Source organism: Mycobacteroides immunogenum (assembly GCF_001605725.1).
Lineage (GTDB): Bacteria > Actinomycetota > Actinomycetes > Mycobacteriales > Mycobacteriaceae > Mycobacterium > Mycobacterium immunogenum.
This window is the reverse complement of the sequence record NZ_CP011530.1, coordinates 935605-960939: the sequence shown is the minus strand read 5'-3', so window position 1 is coordinate 960939 and position 25335 is coordinate 935605. Positions and strand designations below refer to the sequence as shown.

Annotated in this window: 20 protein-coding genes, 1 pseudogene and 1 riboswitch; of the genes and pseudogenes, 7 read left to right on the top strand and 14 right to left on the bottom strand. The window is 65.0% G+C overall.

Features of this window, described 5'->3' with window-relative positions; genetic code table 11:
• Positions 1 to 90: 90 nt before the first annotated feature.
• The 4 genes and pseudogenes from moaA (at position 91) to ABG82_RS04825 (ending at position 3732) form a co-directional block, all read left to right on the top strand.
• Positions 91 to 1083, top strand: a complete 993-nt coding sequence (moaA, locus tag ABG82_RS04840) for a GTP 3',8-cyclase MoaA (RefSeq protein ID WP_043078911.1) — start codon at positions 91 to 93, stop codon at positions 1081 to 1083.
• A gap of 6 nt (positions 1084 to 1089) precedes the next feature.
• The gene (locus ABG82_RS04835) at positions 1090 to 1344 is read left to right on the top strand and encodes a MoaD/ThiS family protein (RefSeq protein ID WP_043078912.1); all 255 of its coding nucleotides are present in this window, start codon (positions 1090 to 1092) and stop codon (positions 1342 to 1344) included.
• Between the two features lie 291 nt (positions 1345 to 1635).
• Positions 1636 to 1815, top strand: a riboswitch (cyclic di-AMP (ydaO/yuaA leader).
• Positions 1816 to 1825: 10 nt separating this feature from the next.
• Positions 1826 to 2835: pseudogene (locus ABG82_RS29200) on the top strand (transglycosylase family protein).
• Positions 2836 to 3024: 189 nt separating this feature from the next.
• Positions 3025 to 3732, top strand: coding sequence for a class I SAM-dependent methyltransferase (locus tag ABG82_RS04825; protein ID WP_043079186.1), 708 nt, complete (start codon positions 3025 to 3027; stop codon positions 3730 to 3732).
• Between the two features lie 26 nt (positions 3733 to 3758).
• Here the strand turns inward: ABG82_RS04825 and ABG82_RS04820 are convergent, their stop codons facing one another.
• Genes ABG82_RS04820 through ABG82_RS28545 form a run of 4 tightly spaced genes read right to left on the bottom strand, consistent with a single transcriptional unit; the run spans position 3759 to position 5305 of the window.
• Positions 3759 to 4187 (bottom strand): molybdenum cofactor biosynthesis protein MoaE, encoded by a 429-nt coding sequence (locus ABG82_RS04820; protein ID WP_043079187.1) that lies wholly within the window; start codon positions 4185 to 4187, stop codon positions 3759 to 3761.
• Positions 4184 to 4663, bottom strand: a complete 480-nt coding sequence (locus ABG82_RS04815; RefSeq protein ID WP_043079188.1) for a MogA/MoaB family molybdenum cofactor biosynthesis protein — start codon at positions 4661 to 4663, stop codon at positions 4184 to 4186. The genes ABG82_RS04820 and ABG82_RS04815 overlap by 4 nt, the downstream gene beginning before the upstream one ends.
• A complete protein-coding gene (gene moaC / locus ABG82_RS04810; RefSeq protein WP_264031018.1) occupies positions 4648 to 5127 on the bottom strand; it encodes a cyclic pyranopterin monophosphate synthase MoaC in 480 nt (159 codons plus the stop codon). Before moaC ends, ABG82_RS04815 begins: the two co-directional genes overlap by 16 nt.
• Before the next feature lie 4 nt (positions 5128 to 5131).
• Positions 5132 to 5305: a hypothetical protein gene (locus tag ABG82_RS28545; RefSeq protein ID WP_052511072.1), complete on the bottom strand. Its 174-nt coding sequence runs from the start codon at positions 5303 to 5305 to the stop codon at positions 5132 to 5134.
• Positions 5306 to 5368: 63 nt separating this feature from the next.
• On the opposite strand from ABG82_RS28545, the gene ABG82_RS04800 reads away from it, so the two are divergent.
• Both ABG82_RS04800 and ABG82_RS04795 read left to right on the top strand, forming a co-directional pair.
• Positions 5369 to 7594: a helicase-associated domain-containing protein gene (locus ABG82_RS04800; protein ID WP_043079190.1), complete on the top strand. Its 2226-nt coding sequence runs from the start codon at positions 5369 to 5371 to the stop codon at positions 7592 to 7594.
• 118 nt (positions 7595 to 7712) lie between these two features.
• On the top strand, positions 7713 to 9365 hold the full coding sequence (locus ABG82_RS04795) for a DNA repair helicase XPB (RefSeq protein ID WP_043079252.1): 1653 nt from the start codon (positions 7713 to 7715) through the stop codon (positions 9363 to 9365).
• Here ABG82_RS04795 and ABG82_RS04790 read toward each other — a convergent pair.
• From ABG82_RS04790 to ABG82_RS04770, 5 genes are read right to left on the bottom strand one after another with little or no spacing between them, the layout of a single operon-like run.
• A complete protein-coding gene (locus tag ABG82_RS04790) occupies positions 9362 to 10477 on the bottom strand; it encodes an acyltransferase family protein (protein WP_052511073.1) in 1116 nt (371 codons plus the stop codon). The two genes, ABG82_RS04795 and ABG82_RS04790, sit on opposite strands and share 4 nt — an antisense overlap.
• Positions 10478 to 10504: 27 nt before the next feature.
• On the bottom strand, positions 10505 to 11857 hold the full coding sequence (locus tag ABG82_RS04785; RefSeq protein WP_052511074.1) for a PA14 domain-containing protein: 1353 nt from the start codon (positions 11855 to 11857) through the stop codon (positions 10505 to 10507).
• Positions 11858 to 11880: 23 nt separating this feature from the next.
• Positions 11881 to 12366, bottom strand: coding sequence for an SRPBCC family protein (locus ABG82_RS04780; RefSeq protein ID WP_043079191.1), 486 nt, complete (start codon positions 12364 to 12366; stop codon positions 11881 to 11883).
• Between the two features lie 41 nt (positions 12367 to 12407).
• Complete coding sequence (locus ABG82_RS04775) at positions 12408 to 13403, bottom strand: LLM class F420-dependent oxidoreductase (RefSeq protein WP_078343531.1); 996 nt, start codon at positions 13401 to 13403, stop codon at positions 12408 to 12410.
• A 1-nt stretch (position 13404) separates the two neighbouring features.
• Positions 13405 to 14874 carry an FAD-dependent monooxygenase gene (locus ABG82_RS04770; protein ID WP_043079192.1) on the bottom strand — a complete coding sequence of 490 codons (1470 nt, stop codon included), beginning with the start codon at positions 14872 to 14874 and terminating at the stop codon, positions 13405 to 13407.
• Positions 14875 to 14939: 65 nt separating this feature from the next.
• Here ABG82_RS04770 and ABG82_RS04765 point away from each other — a divergent pair, with 65 nt between their 5' ends.
• Positions 14940 to 15611: a TetR/AcrR family transcriptional regulator C-terminal domain-containing protein gene (locus tag ABG82_RS04765; RefSeq protein WP_043079193.1), complete on the top strand. Its 672-nt coding sequence runs from the start codon at positions 14940 to 14942 to the stop codon at positions 15609 to 15611.
• Here the strand turns inward: ABG82_RS04765 and ABG82_RS04760 are convergent.
• The 5 genes from ABG82_RS04760 to ABG82_RS04740 form a co-directional block, all read right to left on the bottom strand.
• A complete protein-coding gene (locus ABG82_RS04760) occupies positions 15535 to 18669 on the bottom strand; it encodes an MMPL/RND family transporter (protein ID WP_043079194.1) in 3135 nt (1044 codons plus the stop codon). The genes ABG82_RS04765 and ABG82_RS04760 overlap by 77 nt on opposite strands.
• 2 nt (positions 18670 to 18671) lie before the next feature.
• Positions 18672 to 20036, bottom strand: coding sequence for a hypothetical protein (locus tag ABG82_RS04755; protein WP_043079195.1), 1365 nt, complete (start codon positions 20034 to 20036; stop codon positions 18672 to 18674).
• Positions 20033 to 21232 carry a serine hydrolase domain-containing protein gene (locus ABG82_RS04750; protein ID WP_043079196.1) on the bottom strand — a complete coding sequence of 400 codons (1200 nt, stop codon included), beginning with the start codon at positions 21230 to 21232 and terminating at the stop codon, positions 20033 to 20035. The genes ABG82_RS04755 and ABG82_RS04750 overlap by 4 nt, the downstream gene beginning before the upstream one ends.
• 51 nt (positions 21233 to 21283) lie before the next feature.
• On the bottom strand, positions 21284 to 22675 hold the full coding sequence (locus ABG82_RS04745; protein WP_043079197.1) for a condensation domain-containing protein: 1392 nt from the start codon (positions 22673 to 22675) through the stop codon (positions 21284 to 21286).
• A gap of 500 nt (positions 22676 to 23175) precedes the next feature.
• The gene (locus ABG82_RS04740; protein WP_043079198.1) at positions 23176 to 25335 is read right to left on the bottom strand and encodes a 3-hydroxyacyl-CoA dehydrogenase NAD-binding domain-containing protein; all 2160 of its coding nucleotides are present in this window, start codon (positions 25333 to 25335) and stop codon (positions 23176 to 23178) included.

The window sequence follows — 25335 nt, the reverse complement described above, 5'->3', positions numbered from 1 at the left end:
CACTCACCTCACATGATTAACGCGCCCCAATTAGGACGCGGTGACTGGTCATCCTACTCGGCTCACGCAAGTGGTCGCTACGCTGGACTTATGACCCCGTTGATTGATTCGTTCGGCCGCATCGCGACCGACTTGCGGGTGTCATTGACCGACCGGTGCAATCTGCGCTGCACGTACTGCATGCCGGCAGAGGGGCTGGACTGGCTGCGCAGCGAGACACTCCTCACCACCGATGAATACATCCGGCTGATCGGTATCGCGGTGACCGAACTGGGCATCGACAGCGTCCGCTTCACCGGCGGCGAGCCCTTGATCTTCAAGGATCTGGAGAAACTCATCGCCGCGGTCGCCGCGCTGTCACCGCGTCCGGACATCGCTCTCACCACCAACGGCATCGGCCTGGACCACAAAGCCGCCACACTGCGGGACGCCGGGCTGGACCGCATCAACGTGTCACTGGACACCCTGGACGCGCCCCGCTTCGCCGCGATCACCCGCCGTGACCGGCTGCCCGATGTCCTCCGGGGCCTGGAGGCGGCGGGAGCCGCCGGTCTCGCGCCAATAAAGATCAATGCGGTGCTAACACCCGAGCAGTACAAAGAGGATGCCGTCGCACTCCTTCATTTCTGCCTGGAGCACGGATACGAACTGCGCATAATCGAGCAGATGCCCCTGGACGCCGGGCACGGCTGGAGGCGGGAACGCATGGTGACCGCCGATGAGATCCACGCCGCCCTCAGCCGGGAGTTCTCCCTGAGCGAGGATCCGGCACCCCGCGGCAGCGCCCCAGCGCAACGCTGGCTGGTGAACGGAGGGCCGGCGACGGTCGGAATCATCGCGTCGGTATCCCGGCCGTTCTGCGGGGATTGCGATCGCACCCGGCTGACCGCAGACGGACAGGTGCGCAGCTGCCTGTTCGCCACCACCGAGACGGATCTGCGCGGACTGCTGCGGTCGGGTGCCACCGACGCGGCGGTGGCGTCGGCATGGCAGGCGGCGATGTGGGGCAAGAAGGCCGGGCACGGCATCAACGATCCGTCGTTCCTGCAACCCGACCGCCCCATGAGCGCGATCGGCGGCTAGATCGGCATGCTTGCGAACATCACCGTCAGATACTTCGCGGCCGCGGCCGCGGCGGCCGGACGGCAGGAGGAGACCGTCGAGCTCCCCGCGGGAGCCTCATTCGACGATTTGACCCGTCATCTGGCCGCGCGGGGGCCGGAACTAGAACGCGTATTGGCGCGTTGTTCCTTTCTCTATGACGGTGTCGCCGTCCGTGATCGCTCCCACCGGCCCGAATCCGGCTCTGTGGTGGATGTTCTGCCTCCGTTCGCTGGTGGATAAAAGTCCGCAGGCCCACCCGTTTATTAAGGGAGCTCTAAGGCATCTCTGAGAGTTGTATATAGAGATCCCCAGATAATTTCGTGATCTACGACACATATGACAAGGTCACGATAAGGTCACGGCGTGGACACGAGACGGTGGAGCTAGCCAATAACCTGCGCAGACCCCACCCCTGGCGGGAATAGACCCACCCCGTCGTGGACGAAACACCGTGAAATGTCCAACATGACGAGACGCGCATCGACACGTACCGTCATCCGGAGTCCATACCCGCGCACCGAGCTCCGTCCCTCGGGTATGGCACCTCGTCGGTAAACCAAGGGACGGAGGCGGGGGACCCATCCGCCGGAGATCCACCGATCTCCAGCACGAACCTTCATGGTTCTTGGGGTGAAGCCCGGGCAACCGGGCCGAGCGACCTCTCGTTCGAACCCGACAGCTGACCTCGCAGGTGCGTCACAGAGAGGAATACGACGGATATATGAGCGGACGGCACGGTAAGCCCAGCAAGGCTGGCGCCAAGGCGGCCAAGGTCGCGGTAGCAGGCGCAGGTCTTGTCGGCGGAGGCCTGATGATGGCCGCGACGGCTGCAGCAGCCACCGACGGTGAATGGGATCAGGTCGCACGCTGCGAGTCGGGCGGCAACTGGGCCATCAACACCGGCAACGGATACCAGGGCGGCCTGCAGTTCTCGCCCAGCACCTGGATCAACAGCGGTGGCGGGCAGTACGCCCCGTCCGCTCACCTGGCCACCAAGGACCAGCAGATCGCGGTCGCCGAGAAGGTGCTCGCAGGGCAGGGCCGTGGCGCCTGGCCGGTCTGCGGCCGTGGTCTCTCCGGTTCCACCCCCCGTACCGCTCCCGCGGCCAACATCACTCAGGCCGCCCACCACGAAGAGCAGGCCGCCGAGCCGGCTCCGGCCCCGGCTCCTGAGCCCGCCGACGAGGGCGATGAGCAGTTCGTCGCCGAGGCCCCCGAGGCTCCGGTTCTCGAGGACGCTCCCGCCCCCGAAGAGGCGCCCGCTCCCGAGGCCCAGGACGTCGACTTCCAGTCCGGCCCTGCCCCCGCCGAGCCCGCCCCGGCCCCCGAGCCTGCCGATGAGGCTCCCGCTCCCGAGGTGATCGCCGCTCCCGCCTCGGGGCTGGTCGGGATGCCGTTGGACGCGACCGGACCGGCGTCGAACGCGGCCTTGCCGGCGCTCCCGAGATCCCGATGCCCGCGGGCGTTCCGGATGCCGCGAGCATCGGGTTCAGCGCCGGCAAGGCCGCGTTCGACGCCGGTCCGGTCGCGTCCAACGGCATCCCGACCAGCCCCGAGGCGGTCGCCGGTGTGGTCCGCCACCTGCCCGACCCGGACAACCTGCCTCCCGGCACCACCGATGTGGCGCCCGGCGACAGCCGCGGAGTGTCCTACCTCAAGGACATCGTCTTCGCGATGCAGACGCAGGATGTCAAGGCCAGCGACGCGATCCTGGCTCTGGCGCAGCGCTAACACACGCTCTCGTCAATCGCCCCGGCTGTCATAGCCGGGGCGATTGTCGTTGTGGGGTAGGCCTTTCTAGGGCCAGCCTGGGCTACTTGTCAAGGGGGTTGACGTGCCAGATTCGGGGCGTACCTTGGTGACCATGACGGCATGATCCCGTGCCCTCCTTCAACATCGTCGCGGAAAGAGGCCAAGCGTATGAGTGCACCCACCCAGAACATCTTCGAGGACCTCTATCGCGAGAGCACCCAAGAGGGCGGCCCTATCGTTCCGTGGGATTCCAAGGACGCCAAACCCCGCATCAAAGAGCTAGCCCTGCTCGGCGCGATCCGCGGCGAGGTACTCGATATCGGTTGCGGCCTCGGCGATAATGCCATTTACCTTGCCCAACAGGGATTTAACGTCACCGGCCTCGATTTCGCACCCTCGGCGATCGAACAAGCCAAGGGCCGCGCGGCAGCCGCCGGCGCCGCCGTCAACTTCCACGTCGCCGACGCGACCAAGCTCGACGGCTGGGACGGAAAGTTCGACACCGTGATCGACAGCGGCGTCTACCACTGCTTCGACGGCGAGGGCAGCACGCGGTACGCGAGCGCCTTGCACCGCGCCACCCGCCCCGGAGCGCGTTGGTACATCTGGTGTTTCGCGCAAGGCGGGGTGCACGGTGTGCCCACGCCGTTCCAAAATGCGCAGCGAGCCGAGGAGATCGAGCAGGTGCTGAGCTCTACCGGGTGGTCTGTCCTGCAGATAAACCCGACCACGATGAGCGCGCCAAAAGCCGATTTTCTCAACGCAATTCGTGGCTCTTACCGCGGAGATCCCGCCGTACTGGACCGGCTGGACAAGGATGTCACCGATCCGCTACTCCACGTGCCGGTATACACGGTGATCGCCGAGCGGGCCTAGCGGGTAACCGGGTAGCGGCCTGATTATCAGGCCGAGCCCACCCATTCATCGCTGCCGTTGGCGAAGAACTGATGTTTCCACACCGGCAGCGCCGCCTTCACCTCGTCGACGAGGCGCTGGCAGGTGCCGAAGGCCTGACGGCGGTGGTCAGCACTCACCGCCACCACAAAGGCCGCTTCCCCCACCGTCAGCGCACCGACGCGATGGCTCACCGCGACGGCCCGTACCCCGTCTGCCTCTGCCGCGATGCGCCGCACCACATCGGTGAGCACCTGCTGCGCCGACGGGTGCGCCGAATACTCGAGCCGCAGCACCGTCTTGCCGCCGTCATGATCGCGTACATTGCCGACAAATCCGACTGTGGCACCGGCAGATTCATGATCGACCAACCGCTCGTGTTCGATCAGCGAGATGGATTCCTCGGTCAGCAGGGCGCGAGTGACGGTGGCACTCACCGGTGATCACCTCCGGCGATCTGATCCAGCGCGTGGTCAAGCACGCCGCCGAGCACCGCAAGCCCGTCGCGCACCCCGCCGGTCGAGCCGGGCAGATTGACCACCAGAGTGCGCCCGGCGACCCCGCAGACGCCGCGGGACAGGATGCTGGTCGGCACGGCGGGCAGGCCGGAGCGCCGGATGGCGTCGGACAGGCCGGGAATCTGGTAGTCCAGCAGCGCGGTGGTCTGTTCGGGGGTGGCATCTGTGGGTGACAGACCGGTGCCACCGGTGGTGATGACGAGCGACACCCCGAGCGCGGCACGTATCGCGTCACCCACCGCGTCGCCGTCGGGCACCACAGCCAGTTCTTCCACACGAAATCCTTGTGCACCAAGCCATTCGGCGATGACGGGCCCGGTCTTATCGGGATACTGGCCGGATGCCGCCCGAGTGGACGCCACAATCACCCGCGCTGATCTCAGGGTCGGATCCATGTTCCGGTCTTACCGCCCTCTTTGCGCAGCACTCTGACATCGTCGATACGTGAAGCGGGATCGACGGCCTTGACCATGTCGTGCAGGGTCAGCCCGGCGACCGTCACCGCGGTCAGCGCCTCCATCTCGACGCCGGTGCGGTCCTTGGTGCGGGCGGTGGCAGTGATCTGGATGGATGCCGTGTCAGCGTCGATCTCGAAGTCCACGTCGATACCGGTGAGCGGTATCTGGTGGCACAGCGGGATGAGCTCGCTGGTGCGTTTGGCGGCCATGATGGCGGCCAAACGTGCGGTGGCGATGGCGTCGCCCTTGGGCAACGTGCCGTCCGACAGGAGTTTCAGGACTTCCGCAGTGGTGACGAAGCGCCCCGCCGCAACGGCCTCACGCGCGGTGGCCTGCTTGGCCGACACGTCGACCATGTGCGCAGACCCGTGCTCATCGATATGAGAAAGGCCGTCAGGCACCGCTCTACTTATTGATAACGGTGACGGGGTGCACGTAGGGCACGGACGCCACCGGGAACTCGAGGTCACCGAACGGTGAGAGTGCTCCGGTGCGGTCGGCCGCCAGCTCCGAGACGGCGTGCTCGCCATCCACATGCGCGGGCCAGCCGTTGTCGACATATTGCTCTTTGTCAGCCACGCAGCCATTGTGGCAGGCCGAGAGGCCGACGGCGAACCCAACCCGCCTCTACGCTGGTGATCGATGAGTGATGATGCGGCGTTGGCTACCTGGCTGCGCCAGCTGCCAGATGAACAGTTGGTACAGCTAGTACGGCTGCGGCCCGATTTGGCTTCGCCGCCTCCGGGTTCGCTGGCCGCGCTGGCCGGGCGGGCGCTGTCGCGCCAGTCGGTACGTGCGGCCACCGACAACCTGGACTTTTTGACCCTGGCGGTGCTGGACGCGCTGTTGGTGGCGCGCGCCGACGTCGTCGGCATCTCGATCGCTGACGTGCTCGCCCAAGTCGATGGGCGAGCCACCGAGCTGCAGATACGCGCCACGCTTGACCGACTGCGCGAGCTGGCGCTGGTGTGGGGCGATCGCACGCTGCATCTGGCGGGAGAGGCACGATTCGGCCTGCCCTGGGTGGTCGGGCAGGTGATCAGCGAGCACACGCCCGATTCCTACGACGCGGCGCGCGCGGCGTTGGAGGCGACCGACGATCGCGGCATGGAGCTGCTGCGAGCTCTCCTGACCGGGTCCCCCATCGGCCGCACCCGGGACGCGGCGCCCGACGCCCCGCCGGACCGTCCGGTGCAGCAGCTGCTGGCCGCCGGCCTGCTGCAGCGCATCGATGACGAGACGGTGCTGCTGCCCCGCTTCGTGGCGCAGCTTGTCCGTGATGAGGAACCCGATCGGCTGCAGCCTCCGGTGGTGGAGACAACGTCGGCGACCCAAAGCGAGGCCGACGCGGCCGCCGCGGGCGCGGCCCTGGATCTGCTGCGCGAGGTGGGCTCGCTGCTCGACGAGCTCGGGGTCAATCCGGCGCCCCAGCTGCGCAGCGGCGGCCTGGGCGTGCGCGAGGTCAAGCGGCTGGCCAAGGCGACGGGCATCGAGGACAACCGCATGGGGCTACTGCTGGAGGTACTGGCGGCCGCCGAGCTCATCGCCGTCGGCGACCCCGACATCGAGACCGATGCCGAAGGCTGGCATTGGGCGCCGACCACGCAGGCCGACCGTTTCGCCGAGCTGCCAACCGCAGCCCGCTGGTTCCGGCTGGTGTCGGCGTGGCTGATGCTCGCGGCTCGCCCCGACCTGATCGGCAAGCGCACCAGCGATGACAAACCGATTGCGGCCCTTTCAGATTCATTGCGTTCCACGGCAGCACCGCATGATCGCAAGCTGATGCTGGAGATTCTCGGCGAGCTGAAACCCGGGCATGGACTACGGGCCGACCAGCTGTCCCGGGTGATGCGATGGCGCCGTCCGCGCTGGGGCGCCCGACTAGGTGTCGAACCGGTGACCGCCCTGCTGTTCGAGGCGACGACGCTGGGCGTGATCGGTCGCGGCGCGTTGACGACTCATGTGCGCACTTTCCTGGACAGCACCGGCGACGAGGCGGCGACGCTGGCCGCGATGGAAAAGGCGCTCCCCGCCCCCATCGACCATTTCCTGGTGCAGGCCGACCTGACCGTCGTCGCACCCGGGCCGCTCACACGTGAGGTCGAGCTGGATCTGGCCGCCGTGGCAGACCTGGAATCGGCGGGGGCCGCCAGCGTCTTTCGGGTCAGCGAGGCAACCATCCGGCGTGCGCTGGATTCGGGGAAGACCGCCACCTCGCTGCACACCTTCTTCGGATCACGCTCGAAAACCCCTGTCCCCCAGTCGCTGACATATCTGATCGACGATGTTGCCCGCCGGCACGGTCAGCTGCGGGCCGGGGTGGCCACCTCGTTCCTGCGCTGTGATGACGTGGCCCTGCTGGCGCAGGTGATGGTCTCGGTGCTGGCGGAGGATTTGGGGCTGCGGCTGCTGGCCCCCACCGTCGCGGTGTCGCTGGCCCCGCTGGCCGAGCTGGTGGCCGGACTGCGCTCGGCAGGCTTCGCCCCCGCTGCCGAGGATGCCACCGGCACGATCGTGGAACTGCGGGCGCACCGGGCGCGGGTGACCCCGCAACCGCATCGGATGGGGTGGACACCACCGGTGCTCAGCGAGCCCGCCGCCGCGGCGGTCGTGAAGGCTCTGCGCGCGGCGGGCGATCATGACGGGGTTCGCATCGAACCATCACAAGCGGTGGCACTGTTGCAGCAGTCGGCCAAGGCCCAGACCAGCGTGTTGATCGGGTACGTGGACCCGGCCGGGATCGCGTCCTCGCGGGTGGTGAACCCGATCAGCGTGCGCGGTGGGCAGCTGTCGGCCTTCGACACCGCGGCCGGGCGCATCCGGGACTTCGCGATTCACCGCATCACCGCGGTGTCTCCGCCGGGCTGACCTCCGACACCCCGCCTTATGGCGGATTCGCGTCGCACATGTCCGCCACAAACGGGCGTGTCGGCGAAGCGGGTCTGCCCGGGCACCCATGTCACCGGGGGTCACTATCCTGGATCGAATGACCGATGGACCGCTGATCGTCCAATCCGATAAGACCGTGCTGCTGGAGGTCGACCACGACCAGGCAGACGCGGCGCGCCAGGCTATCGCCCCGTTCGCCGAGCTGGAACGCGCGCCCGAGCATGTGCACACCTACCGCATCACCCCGCTGGCGCTGTGGAACGCCCGCGCCGCCGGGCACGACGCCGAACAGGTGGTCGACGCGCTCGTCACCTTCTCCCGCTATGCGGTACCGCAGCCGCTGCTGGTGGACATCGTCGACACCATGGCCCGCTATGGGCGCCTGCAGCTGGTCAAGCATCCGGCGCACGGCCTCACCCTGGTGAGCCTGGACCGCGCCGTGCTCGAAGAGGTGTTGCGACACAAGAAGATCGCCCCCATGTTCGGTACCCGCATCGACGACGACACCATCCAGGTGCACCCCAGCGAGCGCGGACGCATCAAGCAGATGCTGCTCAAGATCGGCTGGCCCGCCGAGGATCTGGCCGGATACGTGGACGGCGAGGCCCATCCGATCACCCTGGCGCAGGACGGCTGGGAGCTGCGCGACTATCAGCAGATGGCGGCCGACTCCTTCTGGGCGGGCGGCTCGGGTGTCGTAGTGCTGCCCTGCGGCGCCGGTAAGACGCTGGTGGGCGCCGCCGCGATGGCCAAGGCGCAGGCGACCACCCTCATCCTGGTCACCAACACCGTCGCCGGACGGCAGTGGAAACGTGAGCTCATCGCACGCACCTCGCTGACGGAAGACGAGATCGGCGAATACTCCGGCGAGCGCAAGGAGATTCGCCCGGTCACCATCGCCACCTACCAGGTGATCACCCGGCGTACCAAGGGCGAGTACCGGCATCTGGAGCTGTTCGACAGCCGGGACTGGGGCCTGATCGTCTACGACGAGGTGCACCTACTGCCCGCGCCGGTGTTCCGGATGACGGCGGACCTGCAATCACGGCGCCGCCTCGGCCTCACTGCCACCCTCATCCGGGAGGACGGCCGCGAGGGCGACGTGTTCAGCCTCATCGGCCCCAAACGCTATGACGCGCCATGGAAAGACATTGAGGCACAGGGCTGGATCGCCCCCGCCGAATGCATCGAGGTGCGTGTCACGCTGACCGACAACGAGCGGATGATCTACGCGACCGCCGAGGCCGACGAGCGATACAAGCTGTGTTCCACGGCGCACACGAAGATCAACGTGGTGAAGTCGATCCTGGCCCGTCACCCCGGGGTTCCGACGCTGGTGATCGGTGCGTACCTGGATCAGCTGGACGAACTGGGCACCGAGCTGGGCGCGCCGGTGATCCAGGGCTCCACCAAGAACGCCGAACGCGAGGCGCTTTTTGACGCGTTCCGGAAAGGCGAGATCGGCACCCTGGTGGTGTCCAAGGTCGCCAACTTCTCCATTGACCTACCGGAAGCGGCTGTGGCCGTGCAGGTTTCGGGGACATTTGGGTCGCGCCAAGAGGAGGCGCAGCGTCTTGGGCGACTGCTGCGCCCCAAGGCCGACGGCGGCCAGGCGTACTTCTATTCGGTGGTATCCCGAGACACGCTCGACTCCGAGTACGCCGCGCACCGGCAGCGGTTCTTGGCCGAGCAGGGCTACGGCTACCGGATCACCGATGCGGACGACCTGCTGGGCCCGACGATCGGTTAGACGCTCGGGGCCCGGGACAGTTCGTCCGCGTCCCGCTGCGCAGGCGACTCGAAACGGCGCTTGATCCGCAGTAGGGGCGTTTCGAAGTACCGGAAGCTGACGTACGCCACGGCGATGACGAGGACGGTCGTCCCCGCGCACAATGCCAGGCCCTGATCCTCGTGTACGACGCGGCGAACAACGTTGGCGCACAACATGTGCATCAGGTAGATGCCATAGCTGATCACACCGATGAAGGCCAGCGGCCGCCAGCACAGCACCGGATGCATCAGGGTGTTCTCGCGCAGGGTCACCGCGGCGACGGCGAGGACCATGACGACCTGTATCAACCACGACGGGGCGCCGAACCACAGCGCGGTAGCCAACGCCACGAACACCGCCGGGGCCGACCACCACCAACCAAGCAGCGCGGCAGCTCCGGCGTAGCCGCGGCGGGTGTTCACGACAATCGCCACGGCCGCCCCGAGCAAGATTGGTAATGACAGGCTCGCCAAGATGCGCCAGGGCAGCATCCGGGTATCGAAGAAGATGCCCACGCCCACCGATACCGCGGCCAGCGCACCAAGCACGGCAAGCGGGGCCCACACCTTGCCCCTGCTCAGCAGCAGTGCTCCCACCAACAGCGGTGGCCACAACAGGTAGAACTGTTCCTCCGTGGACAGCGACCACGAGAAGTAAAACGGCACCGACGTTCCCGAGGTCAGGTCCACGAACCAGTTGACGGTGTAGGTGAGGAACGCCGGCAGATTGTGAAAGAACTGCTCGCCCTTCGCGGTCCCGCGCTCGGTGGCGAAAACCAACAGCACGTACAGCGCCAGCACCGCGTAATACAGCGGGAAGATGCGCAATGCCCTGCGCGTGTAGAAGTTCCGCAATGAGATATCTGTGGTGCGATCGCGTTCACGGATCAGCAGGGTGGTGATGAGGAAGCCGCTGATGGCGAAGAAGAAGTCGACGCCCATGAATCCGCTGTGCGAGATGCGCGGGCCGGGAGTCCCCGAGGTGTGGTGCCAGATGACGGCCAGCACACTGAGCGCACGTAGTCCGTCAAGAGCCCCGAACTTCTTCGTGGCAAGAAAAGACTCGTATGCGGCCAGGACCCGTCGCGACACCGAAAGAAGGGTATCAGCGTTACCAGATTAGCGCTGCTGCCGGCAGACACCTTCCGAGGCGGTATCCAGCTGTATCTCGGTGGAACCAAGCGCCGGGGTCAGGAACCGCAGATGCCCGATGAGCTCCCGGGGCAGGTCATCGATGTGAGTCGGGTACTGGGTGCCGTCGATAACGCTGCGCGCCGTCAGCGCGAAGGTCTTGGCGACATCGGCGTCAAAGGCCCCGTACCGCTGCAATGCCGTCGCGACCATTCGCTGGAACGGAGTCAGATTGAGCGTTCGCAGATCCAGCGAGGGATCGAGCTGAATGCGTATCCCCTCCGGCACCCCACCCGGAATCGTGCCGTCCGAGCGCGTGCCCGGGTAGACGTAGGTGGGCGCGTTGATCGGGATGGCAAACCGCAGCGCATGATCGATCACCCCCGCGCGCACATCCTCCGGTGTGATCAGCCCGGCCAGATAGGACAGCTCGCCCCCGGAGTGCGCCGGACCGCTGACATGACCGCCGGATCCGGTGTCCACGCGATAGGTGGCCTGAGCGATAGCCGACATGGACTCGGGTTTGAAGGACTGAAACTCGTACTCACATCCATTGGCGTCGTCGATGATCGCAATATGCGCGTCCGAGTCCTGGGTGGGCCGGAAGTGCGGCAGATACGGGACATCTATCGACTTACGGCTGTTGCGGACGGCAACGGTTTGCGTGGGAGTGCCCGCGGGAGCGTGATAAACGGCAGTGGTCCAGATGTCCTCGTTGACGTCGATGCCCTTCACATCGGGGTGATGGAGAAGTGCGGCAACCCAATTCGCCGAACGCGGATCGACGGCCGCGTTCGGCGGGACCGGCTGGTTCAGGAATGAGTTGGCAGCGAAGAAGTTGCCGTTCGTCGATGCCGGCCCCAGCGCGGCCTGCGACACCGAGAACTCTTCTACCGCAGGGCCGTTCGCGCTGGAGAAACTGACCCGTACCGTATGCACTCCGGCTTCGACGGCGCGGGCGGCCAGATTTGCACCCCAGTCCCGGGTGTCGGCATGATCGAAGATCTGCTCGTCATCCAGCCACACCCGCGCGACCACGCCGCCGCTCATCGAGGCGATCTGATACTGGCCCGACACCGGAAACCGTAGTGCGCCGACGGCATCGACCGAGAATCCGTCCGCCCGCACACCGGGCGCCGGTGATCCGGTGAAGTTTCCGCCCACCGAGTACTCGCACCGAGCCAGCACCGCGTTGCCGGAATGATCGGTGTTGTTGTAATAACGCGTCCAGTACTGGCCCACATCGCAGGGGTTGAGCGAGACCGCATCATCCGTCTGACGGGCCGGAGCACAGCCGGCCGCCAATACCATCACCGACAACAGGAGGGCCGTACCGCGCACAGCCCCACTGTACGGGCGCTTAGCTAGACCCTCGCCGCGGCGAGCTTGTCGAAGTGCGCCTTGGTGCGCTTCATCGAGAAACCGACGATCGCATCCACCGCGGGGGTGGCGTTACGGATAGGACCGGTGCCATCGATCGCCCAGGTCCAGGTGAAGTCGGCGCCACGGTCGGTCGGTTTCACCACGTAGTCCTCGGCGAAGGCCCGTATACCCGGGATGGGCACCGGCAGGCTGGTCACGTAGAACGCCTTGCGCCTGCCTTCCTCCCACAGGAAGTAGTGCTCGTTGACCTTGGGCCCCACGACGGGCCCGATCTTGCGGACCGCCCCGACCCCGGCGCGCGGGGTACCCCAGACGACCCTGATGCCCGGGGCCAACCAGCGCAACGTGGTGTCGTTGGTCAGCTCGCGCCACACCGTATCGGCGGATACCGGCACGGAGATGGTGTGGCTCGCTCGCACCGGAGCGCTGGACAGAAAGGCTTCATCGACTGCGTCAAGCGAAGGCATTCCCGTAACTTACGGTATCGGTTAGGCCGTAAACAATGGGGCTAGACCCCAATGACTTCGCGTGCGAACAAGTCGATACCGGAACGGTCGTAGGCCGCCTCCGGAAAGTTGCAGATCGCATAGCCCAGGCCCAGTCCACGGAACTCGGCCAGCCGCTCGGCGATCTGTTCCGGAGTGCCCGCGGTTGTCGCCAGGTTCGCCACCGTGCCCTCGGCGACGTCCTCGCCGATGACCGGGACCAGCCGCGCCTTGATCGCCGCCAGCCGATCGGCCACCTCGGCGGCGTCGGCCCCGATCACAATGTTCATGTTGGCGCTGCGCACAATGGCATCGAAGTCAGTGCCAATGTCCTTGCAATGGGCCGCAAGCACTTTCGACTTGTGTGCAAACTCCTGCGCCGTCTGGCCGAAGTTGGTGTACTGCGCGTATCGTGCCGCGATCCGCAACGTCACCTTCTCACCGCCGCCTGCAATCCACAGTGGAATGCCGTTGGCCTGCAACGGTTTGGGAGCCACGATGGCGTCGTCCACCTGGTAATAGGTGCCGTCCAGGCTCACCCGCCCGTCGCGCCAGGCGTCGCGCATGATGCGCACCCCTTCACGCAACCTGCCCAGACGTTCTGCCGCGTCGGGAAATCCGTAGCCGTAGGCGCGCCATTCGTGCTCATACCAGCCGCCGCCGATACCCATCTGAGTGCGGCCACCCGAAATGATGTCCACGGTGGCGGCAATCTTGGCTAGGTACACCGGGTTTCGGTATCCTATCGCCGTACACATCTGACCCAGCTTGATTCGCGAAGTCACCGCGGCGAAGGCCGACATCAGCGTCCACGCCTCGTGGGTCGCCTCGTCGGTGGGCACTGGCACCGTGTGAAAGTGGTCGTAGACCCACACCGAATCCCATGGACCGCTCTCCGCGTAGTGCACAAGGTCGCGCATAACGTCCCATTGACGGTCGGGTGCGATGCCTACCAGATCCAGGCGCCAACCCTGCGGGATAAAGACTCCGAACTCCAATGTCTGGGCCACCCGCGCCACACTACGCCGGAGAAGGTGATCCCACCCAGCGGGTCAGTGCGTCACGAAGCCCGTCATCGGAGCCCTCACCCACCCAGGCCACATACCCGTCGGGCCGCACCAGCACCGCCTCCGGCGCTGCTACCTCACCCAACAGCGGAAGTTCCCACGTGCCTGAATATTTGGCGTCGACTAGGTGTACCCGAGCTGTCCACCCATCGACGCTCAGGCTCCGCGAATCGCAGAAGTTGAACAGCACCGGGCGCGCGGCATGTAGGTACCGATAAACCCGCTCGGGCCCGTTCGCTGTCACCACGTCGAGATCGGGCATCCGGCGCCCCAATAGGGGATGTCCATCGCCCAGCGCGTAATGGATGTCCAGGGCGCTCATCATGCCGGCGATGCGCTTACGCGGCTCATCCATGGCCAGCAGGTCGGCCATGATGTCGCGCAGCGCGTCTATCCGCGGACCCGCTTCGGACAGCGGCGTTTGAGCCATCGTGTTGTGCAACACCCGCTCTGCCACGGGGTGACGTTCCACCTGATAGGTGTCCAAGAGCGCATCCGGGGCCTCACCCTTGATCACCGCGGCGAGCTTCCAGCCCAGGTTCACCGCGTCCTGAATACCCGTGTTGAGTCCCTGCCCGCCGAAGGGGAAGTGGATGTGCGCGGCATCGCCGGCCAAGAACACTCGACGATCACGATATCTGTCGGCCTGACGGGTCATATCGGAGAAGCGGGACATCCAGCGCGGACTATGCAGCCCGAAATCCGTTCCCGCAATTGCCCTTAACGCTTCCTTCGCCTCGTCCAATGTCGGTTCGGTACCGAGTCGGTCCAGATCCGTGCTGAAGACCAGGCGGCACCAGCCCTCCTCGAAGGGCAAGATGCCCAGGAAGGCCTGCCCGGGTTTACGCAACAGACCGAACTCGAGCGGCTGTTCGGTGATTTCGGCATCGACCAACATCGCCGAACAGGACGGGTCATGGCCGGGAAAGCCGATCCCAGCGGTCTTGCGGATGATGCTGCGCCCGCCATCGCATCCGATGAGGTACTGCGCGCGCATGGCGCGTCCATCCGCAAGCGCGACATCCACTCCAGCCTCATCCTGGACGAAGCCGGTGGCCTCGGTGTTGTAGTAGATGGGCACCCCCAGCTCCGAGATCCAGGCTGCCAGTGTCTTTTCGGTGTAATGCTGGAGTAAGCCCAGCGCATACGGGTGCCGGGTCGGGAAATCCTCAATGCTCATGAAAATCCCCGAAAAGTGGGTGCCCTGCAAGGTCCGCCCCTGCGCGAGGAACCTCTCGGCGATCCCGCGCTGATCGAAGACCTCGATGGTGCGCGAATGCATCCCCGCCGCACGCGATCCCACTTCCTCATGGCTGCCGCGCCGCTCCAGAACCGCGACGTCGATACCGGCCAGAGCCAACTCACCGGCCAGCATCAGTCCGGTTGGGCCGCCACCCGCGATAACAACTGCATGCTCAGTCATAGTTCTCCTTAACATCGTTATCGGAATTAATCTAATAATGGCTTTAACACTGTTAAGCTGTCAACGTGATTTTGAATAGGCAGACGATCGCACGCGCCGGCCTGGCCTTACTGGACGAGAAGGGCAGCGACGGGCTCACCATGCGGGCACTCGCCGCCTCTCTCGGCGTGCAGGCACCGGCCCTCTACTGGCACGTGAAGAACCGCCGCGAGCTCGTCGACCTCATGGGCGAGGAGATCTTCCGCGACGCACTCGACGCCGTCGGCGACACCGCGGTACCGTGGGACACCTTTCTCATCAACGTATCTCGCGCATTGCGCCAGGCCATGCTGCGCTATCACCAAGGCGCGAGAATCCTGGCGGGAACCTTCGTGACCAGTGCGGTCGAGCTGGTGGAGCCCATGCTGAACGCCATGACCGCGGCGGGGTTCACCGTGCGCGAGGCTGCTCGATTCTCCCCTGTGGTCCACCACTACACAATCGGATTTACCATCGAACAGCAAGCCCGCGACGGTTCGGAGTACCCGGGCCCAAATCCCTACGCCGACGAGAACTTGCGTGCCAAGCTCGACTTACACAGGTTTCCCGCGCAGTCCGAGGTGTTCGCGGAGCTCTACCAGCCCGACTTCGATGCCGACTTCGAAGACGGCCTGGCGATCATCATCGACGGCCTGCGAGCTCGACTTCGCGCGAAAGGGAAATCGGCTGATCCTCGGGCGGCGGCGCCTCCCCGTTAGCCGCCTCGAGATCGCCTGCCTCTGCGGAATTCTCTTCCTGCGCGCCGGACTGCGATCGCGAGAACCTTTGACGGAACCAGGATTCCACACTGGCCGAAGGCCACCAGTTGGCCTGCCCGCACAGCACCACCAGGGCGGGGATGGTGATGGTGCGCACCAGGAAGGTGTCCAGTAGCAGGCCCATGCCGATGATGAAGCCAGCCTCCACCATGGACTGCAAATTACCGATCAACAGACCGAACATCGACGCGGCGAAAATGACGCCGGCAGAGGTGATCACGCCACCGGTGGATTTGACCGTCTTGATCACACCGGACCGAATACCATCCGGCGACTCGTCGCGGATCCGCGAGATGAACAGCAGGTTGTAGTCGGCACCCACCGCCACCAGCACGATGAAAGCCATGCCGGGCACACTCCAGCTCAGCGGCTGGCCGCCGATGAATTGGAAGGCGATCACCCCGATACCCACCGCCGAGGCATACGAGATGATCACCGAGCCAATGAGATACAGCGGCGCGACGATCGCTCGCAACAGTGCGACCAGAATCAGCAACACCACGATGACAGTGAGCACGATGATGAATCGCAGATCGTGGTTGTAGTAGTTGCGAATGTCGTTGTACATCGCCGACAGTCCGGCCATCGAGATGGACGCGTCCGACAGCGTGGTGTTGGGTTGCGCGCTGCGGGCGGCATCCTGAATGGCTCGGACCTGGTCCATCGCCTCCGGGCTGAACGGATTCAGATTGCTCTGCACCAGGTAACGCACCGCATGCCCGTCTGCCGAAACGAACGCCGCGGCAGCGGTTTTGAAGGAGTCCTGGGTGAGCACCTGTTGCGGGATATAAAAGCCGGACATCGATCCGGGCGCCGCATCACGCTTGGCCGCCACCAACAGCGTTGAAGCGTCACCCAGCTGCCCGCCCATCTGTTTGGTCTGATCCACCAACATCTGGACGCCCTCGGCCAGCTGTGCGCTGCCGTCGGCCAACGAATTGACGCCGGTCAGAACCTCGGCGAACTTCTTCTGGATGCCATACGAGTCCGACAGGCCCAGTCGCCGCAGATTCGTGTCGATGGAATTCAGCGCGGTACGCAGCCGCGCGATGGTGGAGCTGATCTGCTTGTCGTTGTCCACCGACTTCAGCTCACGGCCCAGCTCGACGATCTTGTCCCTGGTGCCATCTTGTTTGGTGTCCAGGAACTTGTTCATCTCGTCCCGCGAGGAGCGGCACCCGGGATCCATATCGCAGGCTGGGTTGCCCACCAACACCCGTGCGACGGGTTCGATCCAGCCGTACACCTCACTGGCGCTCTGGGCGTTGGCCTCGATGGCATCACCCAGGGAATGCATGCTGGTGACCAGCTTGTCCACCGAGTCCAGGTCGGCCAGGGTGCCTGTCTTACCGCTGCCGCGCAGCTGGGCCAGGACCTCCACCAGGGCGCGCGCGGTACCCAACGAATTCTTCACCGAATCGCGAACCTGGCCGAGCTTGTCCGCCAGGGTGTGCCCGCCCGTCGCCAACTTGTCCAGGTCCCTGGTCCGGGCATCGATCAGATTCGAGGCATCGCCCAACTTCCCACCGACCTCACCGGCCTGATACGACAGCTTGGCTTCCTCGAGCGGTTCGCCCGTGGGACGCGTGATGCCGCGGACCTTGTCCACACCGGGGACCTGGCTCACCCGGGCCGCCATCTGCTCCAGATCGGCCAGCCCACGCGGGGTACGCAGGTCATGGGTCGATTTGATGTAGAGGTATTGCGGCAGCGTCGAATTGACCGGAAAGTGCTTTTCGATTGCCGCATAGCCCTGGTTGCTGTCGGCCCAGGGCGGCAGGTTCTTACGGTCGTCGTATCCGAATTTCACCATCGCGCCGCAGGTCGCCAGGATGATCAGCACCACCAGACTGACCGCCAGGTGCGCACCGGGCCGCTTGACGATGTTGATGCCCGAGCGGTGCCAAATCTTGTTGGCGTACGCCTTTCGCGGCTTGACCCAGCCTCGCCGGCCTACCAGGACCAGCACCGCGGGCAGGAAGGTCACCGATGCCACGAAGGCGATCAAGATGGACACGCTCAACGCCGGACCGACGGTGGACAGAATGCCCAACTTCGTGAATCCCATGCCGAGGAAGGTCACGGCCACCGTCGCTGCGGAGGCGGCGACCACCTTGCCGATGGACTCCAGCGCGGCGGCCACCGCGCTGTCCGAATCCATACCCTGCTTGATGTATTCGTGATACCGGCTGATGAGAAAGACCGCGTAGTCCACGCCCGCACCCATCATCATCGCGGTCATGAACGTCAGCGTCTGGTTCGAGATGCTCAGGCCCAGCTGCGCCAATCCCCCGACGGCGGCCTGTGCGATACCCAGCGAGACGCCGACCACGATGAGCGGCAGCATCATCGTCACCGGGTTGCGGTAGACGATCAGCAAGATGAGCAGAACCAAGGCGGCCGTCGTGATTTCGACCTTGTGCAGGTCACGCTCGCCTACCACCGTCAGGTCCCCCACGGTGGCCGTCGGCCCGGTCGTGAAGGCCTTCAAGGTGGTGCCGGCGGTGGCGTCCTTGATGATCTTCAGCGCACCCACATAGGCCTTACCGGATTCCGGGGTGGCCAGTTCACCCTGCAGGCCCACCGGCAGATACCAGGCCTTGCCGTCGGTGCTCGACATCATCTCGCGCAGCATCGGTTTGGTGATGAAGTCCTGCACCATGCTCACGTCACGGGTGTCCTCGCGCATGCGCGCGGCGAGAATCCGGTACGTCTGCTCGTCCGCCGGGGTCAGCCCGTTCTCATTGGTGAGGACGATCAACAGGATGTTCTGCGCGCCCGACTCCTGGAACGATTCGACCATCTGCCGGGTGGTCTCCATGACGGGAGCGTCCTTGGGCAACAGGTCGACAGGATGATCCTCGATGGCCTTCTGCAGTGAGGGCGCGGTCAGGGCCAGCACCGCGGCCAGGCCGATCCACACTCCGATCACGGCGACAGGGGTCCGCCGGACGATCCGTGCGATCAGTCCGTAGATGCCACCTGTGTTCTCCGCCATGACTACTCGATCACGGCGTGCAGGCCGAAGTCGTCGAGCGTTTCGGACAGCAGGTTGGTCAGGTCAGCGCGTGATTCGATCACGCCGGGTTGGTGTGCGACAACAGCCAGGAAGACTCTGTGATTGGCCCGTCCGGATGCCAGGAACAACTGCCCATAGGTGCTCAATACCTTGTCGGGCCGCACCCGTTGCTCGGCCAGTTTGCAGAAGATGTAGTCGGCGTCTGTCCCATCGGGACGATTCACCGCCGCGGGCAGCGGCCCGACATTCGAACAGCCGACGGGATAGTCGTTGTACTCCAACGCCACATCGGCAAGCCGGCGCGCCGCCGCCTTCGGGATGAACGGCGTCAACGGCAACAGCGCCCACTTCTCATCGGGCGCGTCACGCAGCCCGGACAGCACCTGTTTGGTGGCGCTCCTGATGCCGCTCAGATCGGTGGTCAGGTCCGCGGGATCGACCGCGAACATCACCGAGGTCATGGCGTTGGCACGATGATCGCCCTCGGTGCGCTCGTTGACCGGCATGGAGAGAGTCACCTGCCCATCCCGGCCGAGCCGCCCTGCTTTGGCTGCCAACTGAGCCGCGAAGGCGCCCACCAATGAATTACTGGTCCCACCGCGGCCGTGTGCATGTGTATCCCAATGATTTTCATCCACATACACGGTGGCCGCCGCGACCCGGTCGACATGCGCCGTGATGGTGGGCAGGGCGGCATGCTTGATGTCCTGGCGCCGCGAACTCAACAGCTTGGTGGCCTTGCGCAGGGCCCGTGCGGTTTCCGGCAAGTCGCCTCTGGTGCGCCGCAGGTCCTCACCTATGCTCCGAAAACGCTTGCGCGACTGTGGCCCCGCATACCCGAGCGGCAATTCAGCATCGTTGACCGCGTCGGCGATGCCCTGACACAGTCCGACACCGTCGGCGACGCTGTGCGACACCACCAGGCTGACCGCGGTGGCACCATCGGTGAACCGGGTGACACCCAGCCTCCAGGACGGGCCGTGCTCGGGGTCGATCGGCAGCTGCGCGTGGCGGTGCACCCAGTCCTGCAGTTCGGCCCTCGGCAGCGGAGCCAGCTCCACATCGATGGGATGACATGCCGGATCGAGTACCCAGCGATGCCGGCCAAACGGCAAACGGGAACGCTCGATTCGCCGCCCGAACAGCCCACGGCCGAGGTTGGCGTGGAACCTGCGCAACCGGTCGGTGTCGACATCGCGTTCGTAGATCCAGACCATCTGGCTCAACGTGGACATCTCGGTGGCGCGCAACCCGAGGAAGGACGCCTGATCGACAAAGTCCAGATGGTCGATCGCCGGCCGCGCGACAACCGCTTCGGCCCGAATCTCCGGGATCGTGGCTGTCACAGCGACTCTCCCGCCGGCGCCACCCCCAACGTGGTGTAGAGCTCGTTGATCAGCCGCACACTGCGCGGATCGGCGTCCGCCTTGGTCACGTCGAATTGGTTCATCACGTACGAGTAGCCGATGCGGTGCTCCAGGTCGACAAACGCGTAGGAACCGCCGGATCCACCGTGCCCGAAAGTCTTCTGGTTGGGTCCGGCGTAGCAGCGCTGATTGAGCATGTAGCCCAGGCCCCACCCATGGTTGGCCACCCGCGGACCCAGCACCACGTCGGGATCGAACCCGCCCTGCGACACGCGCACCAGGTCCATGTGGTCGTGGCTGAGCAGCTTGCCGAGCGCCATCGCGTTGTAGAAGGTGGCCATGCCGAGCGCCGAGACATGCGCGTTGGTGCCGGGGAACTCCAGTGCCCGCCACAACGCGATGTCCCTGCGGGCAATCTCGTCGTCGGGGATGAAATCACCCGAGATGAGCGGGCCCGCCAGCGGGTGATCGCTCATGCACTCGAATTCGCTAGGCGCGCCGCGGAATACGTCACGCAGGTACGGCTTGTTGACCAGTTCGGCGCAGCGGTGGTGCTCGTCGTGCGGCAGTCCCACATGCACGTCCAGCCCGTACGGTTCGGCGATCTCGGTGCGCAGGAACTGCCCGAGCGTCCTACCCGTGGTGCGGCGAACAACCTCGCCGAGGATGAACCCCCACGTCGCCATGTGGTAGCCCTGCGCGGTTCCGGGCTCCCACCATGGGGTCGCCCGCGCGATGTGCTCGCACACCTCGTCCCAGTTGGCCGCCTGTTCCGGCGTCAGGCGGGCGCGCGGCCCGATCACGCCCGAACGGTGCCCGAGCACCATAGCCAGCGTGATGGATTCCTTACCGGCCTGGCCGAATTCGGGCCAATAGCGCGCCACCGGCGCGTGCAGGTCCAGCACACCGCGCTCGACGAGCATGTGCACGCACGTGCTCATCAGCCCCTTGGTGCCCGAATACACCGGCGCCAGCGTGTCTTCGGTCCACGGGCGGGTGCGCGCCTCATCGGCCCAACCAGCCCACAAGTTGACGACGAGCTCTCCATCAACCCAGATCGCCACGGCGGCACCGAGTTCATCGTTCTCCAGAAAGTTCAACGCGAACGCGCGCCGCACGTTGTCGAAATCCGGTGAGCTGGTGCCGTTCACCGCCACATCAAGGCTTGTGCTCATGACAATGCCAACCTTTCACTGCTGCTCAAGTGCGGCGCCTGTGCCGCGGATTCAGGAAACGAACTGTGACTGCGCTACACGCTGGTAAACCAGGCGTGCTATTTCGAAATAGCGCGACACAGATTCACGGGCGACGGCATTGTCGGGGAACGAGATCGTCAGGTTTGTTTCGTTCTCAAACCTGTTGACCCACATACAGACCTGGTCGGAAGAACGGCTGTCCCCGTAGATTCCACCATTGATGCGATCCCATTCAGCACTGACCGGGATCTTGCGTGCGTCCAGGAAGGACACCATCGGAACCACATACTCCGGAGCGCTCAGCCCCGAATCCGGACCTACAAGTTCCAGCGCCCGCTCGAACGGCACCTTGGCCAGGGGCTGGCATTCGTCGAAAGACTTCTGCGCGGACCGTGCCACGGTGGCGAAGGAGTCATCCGACATGTCGACGATAAAGGGAATGAAGCTCGCGTACCACCCGACAGACATCTGCTCCTCGGCACCGCTGCGGGTGTCGTACGGAGTAATGCCGTAGAAGGAATCCGCTCCGGTGAGCTCACGGTCGATCAGCGCGGTGCATGCGAACACCCCGCCACTGAATCGCACACCCGCTTGTTCACACGCCTTTTCGAAAGCCACGGTCTCCTCGGCGTCCAGCAGCGGTATGGCGACCATCGCACCCACGTTGGGCTCGGACCGGTCGCCGAGCGGCAACGCGAAGTCCGGCAGGGTGCCACCGTTGTCCCGCGCATACCGCAGCCAGGTCTGTACCTCGAACGAATCGAGGGTCATCGCCTGGTTATGCGCCAACTCGCGTGCGGAGAAGTCCAGATACCCGGCAGGCGGCGGAAGTTGCAGTGCCGAACCGTGCAGCAGGCTGGCATACATCAGCTGGATTTCGATGTACAGGATTCCGGTCGACATGCCATCGGTATGCAGGTGGTCGACGCTGATGTAGACCGTGAAGTGGTCTGCGCGCTGAATCACGCCGAAGGTGAAGCAGTCCCAGGACAGCGGGGTGCCGGAGGTCCGCAGCAGGTGGGCCCGGATCTCGTCCGGCCCCTGCAACCCATGGTCCTGGGGCACGAAGTCGATGCCTTCCGGATCGTCGATCACATGCCGCACGATGGTGTCGGCCGGGTCGAACTCGAACCATGAGTGATAGGTGTCGTGGCGGCGCAAATGAGCATTGATGGCCGCCGTCATGGCGTCGACGTCGCACGTACCGGGAACGTCCCAGGAGCCGATGCCGAGCCGGGCCATCTCACGGTCCTGCCGGGCGAGATCGCGATACGAACGCAGATGCTGAGCTTGCTGATAGCTGGGAGGAATCGCGCTGGTGGGCGCCTGCGCCGCGACTTCACGGGCACGCGGTGAAGCGCTCCATGAGATGACGGTCCCGGGCTTCGGGCGCCAGTCGTGGATCGTGCCAAGTGCAACCATCGTCCCTATCCCTGTACAGCGATCTTGAAAATAAGCCGAACCAAACTCGGTTCACCCGCCACATTGCAAGTGGCAAAGAGATTACCCGTCGCGGGCAGCGTAGCGAATAAATATCGCGCAAAGGTACGTTACGTCAAAGAAATAGCTAATGAACTGTGCGTAACACAGCGTAAAGTTGATTTCTAGCAACTTCCCGAAAGACTTACCGTAACCTAATTCCAGCAAATATAACTTTAGTGCGGAAATACCGTATGACCTGGCTGTTCACCTCTGGTCACGCGAAGTCCCAACAACTATGTCCGTAGTGCCCTCAGAGAACCTACGACATCCGCGCGACATTTTGTGGGCCACGTCCCGCAACGCGCGGCACTGTGGCCTGGGCCACGCCCCTGGGCGCTCCGGGCCCCGTCATGCGTTGCTCGGCAGGACAGAATCGGCCCTGAAACGGCCTCAGCCGCCCACCCCGAAGGGTGAGCGGCTGAGGGCTTGTTGCGAGCCTGTTACGCGTCCAGGAGCGACGCAGGCGGGTTGAAGCGGTCACCGTAGGCGGCGGCCAATTCCTTTGCACGAGCAACGAAACCGGCCTTACCCTTTCCGGCCGGCCCGTCGTATCCGAGGATGTACTGGTGCACACCGCCGGTCCAGGCCGGGAAGCCGATGCCGAAGATCGAACCGATGTTGGCGTCGGCGGTCGAGGTCAGCACGCCCTCGTCGAAGCACTTCTGCGTCTCGATGGCCTCGGCGAACAGCATGCGCTCGATGAGATCCTGCAGTGGCGGGTTCGCCGGGTCATTACCCGCACGGGTCTTGAACGTCGTGCGCAGACCGGGCCACAGCTCGGTGCGCTTGCCGTCCACGTAGTCGTAGAAACCGGCACCGCCCAGACGGCCCGGACGGCCCGCCTCAACCAGGGTGTCGATGACACGGCCCGCCGGATCGTCCGGCAGTTCCTTGCCCTCGGCCTTGGCGGCTTCCACAGTCTCCTTGCGGATCTTCTGCATCAGCGTCAGGTTCAGCTCATCGGAGAGCTGCAGCGGCGGAGCCGGGTATCCGGCCTGGCTGCCGGCCTGCTCGATGGTCGCGGGCTCGACGCCCTCGGCCAGCATGGCGACGGCCTCGTTGACGAAGGTGCCGATCACGCGGCTGGTGAAGAAACCACGACTGTCGTTGACGACGATCGGGGTCTTCTTGATGGCCAGCACGTAGTCGAACACCCGGGCCAGCGCCTCGTCCGAGGTCTTTTCACCACGGATGATCTCCACCAGCGGCATCTTGTCGACGGGCGAGAAGAAGTGGATACCGATGAAGTCTTCCTGGCGCTTCACACCCGCGGCCAGCCCGGTGATGGGCAAGGTCGACGTGTTGGAGCCGAGGAGCGCGTTGGGCTCGACGATGTCCTCGATCTCCTGGAACACCTTGTGCTTGAGCTCGGTGTTCTCGAAGACCGCCTCGATCACGAAGTCGACACCGGCCAGATCGGCGGGGTCGGCCGTCGGGGTGATCTTGGCAAGCAGCGCCGCCGACTTCTCAGCGGTGGTCTTGCCACGCGAAAGAGCCTTCTCTTCAAGCTTTTCCGAGTAGGCCTTGCCCTTGGCTGCGGCCTCGGCGCTGACGTCCTTGAGCACGACGTCGTAACCGGCCTTGGCCGAGACGTAGGCGATACCGGCGCCCATCATGCCCGCGCCCAGCACACCGATCTTCTTGATGTCCTGCTTGGCGATGCCGTCCGGACGTGAACCACCGCCGTTGATGTGCTGCAGGTCGAAGAAGAACGCCTGCGTCATGTTCTTGGCGACCTGGCCGGTGGCCAGGCTGGTGAAGTAGCGGCTCTCGATGCGGCTGGCCGTGTCGAAGTCCACCTGCGCGCCCTCGACCGCGGCGGCCAGGATGGCCCGCGGGGCGGGCATCGGCGCACCCTTGAGCTGCTTCTTCAGGTTCGACGGGAACGACGGCAGGATGGCCGCCAGTGCCGGGGTCGACGGGGTGCCACCAGGGATCTTGTAGCCCTTGACATCCCAGCGCTGCACGGCCTCCGGGTTGGCCTTGATCCACGCCTTGGCCGCGGGGATCAGTTCGTCGACCGAGCCGACCAGCTCATCGATCAGGCCGACTTCCTTGGCCTTGGTCGGGTTGAAGCGGGTGCCCTGCGCCAGCACGGTCACGAAGCCGTTCTGGATACCGAGCATGCGGGTAACCCGGGTGACGCCGCCGCCGCCGGGCAGCAGGCCCAGCGATACCTCGGGCAGACCGATCTGAGATCCCTTGACGTCGGCCGCAATCCGGTGATGGGTGGCCAGCGCGATCTCCAGGCCACCGCCGAGTGCCGCGCCATTGATGGCGGCAACGACCGGACGACCGAAGGTCTCCAGCGTACGCAGGTCGGCCTTGATCTCCTCGACCTCGTTGAAGGCCTCCTGAGCGTTCTCCGGCTGGATCTGGATGATCTTGGTCAGGTCACCACCGGCAAAGAAGGTCTTCTTGGCGCTGGTGATCACCACGCCGGTGATCGAATCCTTCTCTTCCACAAGGCGCTTGACGGTCGCGGCCATCGACTGCTTGTAGTCGTCGTTCATCACGTTGGCCGAGCCGTTGGGGTCGTCCAGGGTGAGGGTGACGATGCCGTCGGCGTCCTTTTCCCACTGAATTGTGTTTGCAGACAT

What these genes read in the sequence shown, in the direction of transcription:
- ABG82_RS04740 (WP_043079198.1), bottom strand. Translation starts at nt 25,335, where the DNA reads ATGTCTGCAAACACAATTCAGTGGGAAAAGGACGCCGACGGCATCGTC.
- ABG82_RS04760 (WP_043079194.1), bottom strand. Translation starts at nt 18,669, where the DNA reads ATGGCGGAGAACACAGGTGGCATCTACGGACTGATCGCACGGATCGTC.
- ABG82_RS04770 (WP_043079192.1), bottom strand. Translation starts at nt 14,874, where the DNA reads ATGACTGAGCATGCAGTTGTTATCGCGGGTGGCGGCCCAACCGGACTG.
- ABG82_RS04835 (WP_043078912.1), top strand. Translation starts at nt 1,090, where the DNA reads ATGCTTGCGAACATCACCGTCAGATACTTCGCGGCCGCGGCCGCGGCG.
- ABG82_RS04800 (WP_043079190.1), top strand. Translation starts at nt 5,369, where the DNA reads ATGAGTGATGATGCGGCGTTGGCTACCTGGCTGCGCCAGCTGCCAGAT.
- ABG82_RS04815 (WP_043079188.1), bottom strand. Translation starts at nt 4,663, where the DNA reads ATGGATCCGACCCTGAGATCAGCGCGGGTGATTGTGGCGTCCACTCGG.
- ABG82_RS04780 (WP_043079191.1), bottom strand. Translation starts at nt 12,366, where the DNA reads ATGCCTTCGCTTGACGCAGTCGATGAAGCCTTTCTGTCCAGCGCTCCG.
- ABG82_RS04750 (WP_043079196.1), bottom strand. Translation starts at nt 21,232, where the DNA reads ATGAGCACAAGCCTTGATGTGGCGGTGAACGGCACCAGCTCACCGGAT.
- ABG82_RS04825 (WP_043079186.1), top strand. Translation starts at nt 3,025, where the DNA reads ATGAGTGCACCCACCCAGAACATCTTCGAGGACCTCTATCGCGAGAGC.
- ABG82_RS04795 (WP_043079252.1), top strand. Translation starts at nt 7,713, where the DNA reads ATGACCGATGGACCGCTGATCGTCCAATCCGATAAGACCGTGCTGCTG.
- ABG82_RS04745 (WP_043079197.1), bottom strand. Translation starts at nt 22,675, where the DNA reads ATGGTTGCACTTGGCACGATCCACGACTGGCGCCCGAAGCCCGGGACC.
- moaA (WP_043078911.1), top strand. Translation starts at nt 91, where the DNA reads ATGACCCCGTTGATTGATTCGTTCGGCCGCATCGCGACCGACTTGCGG.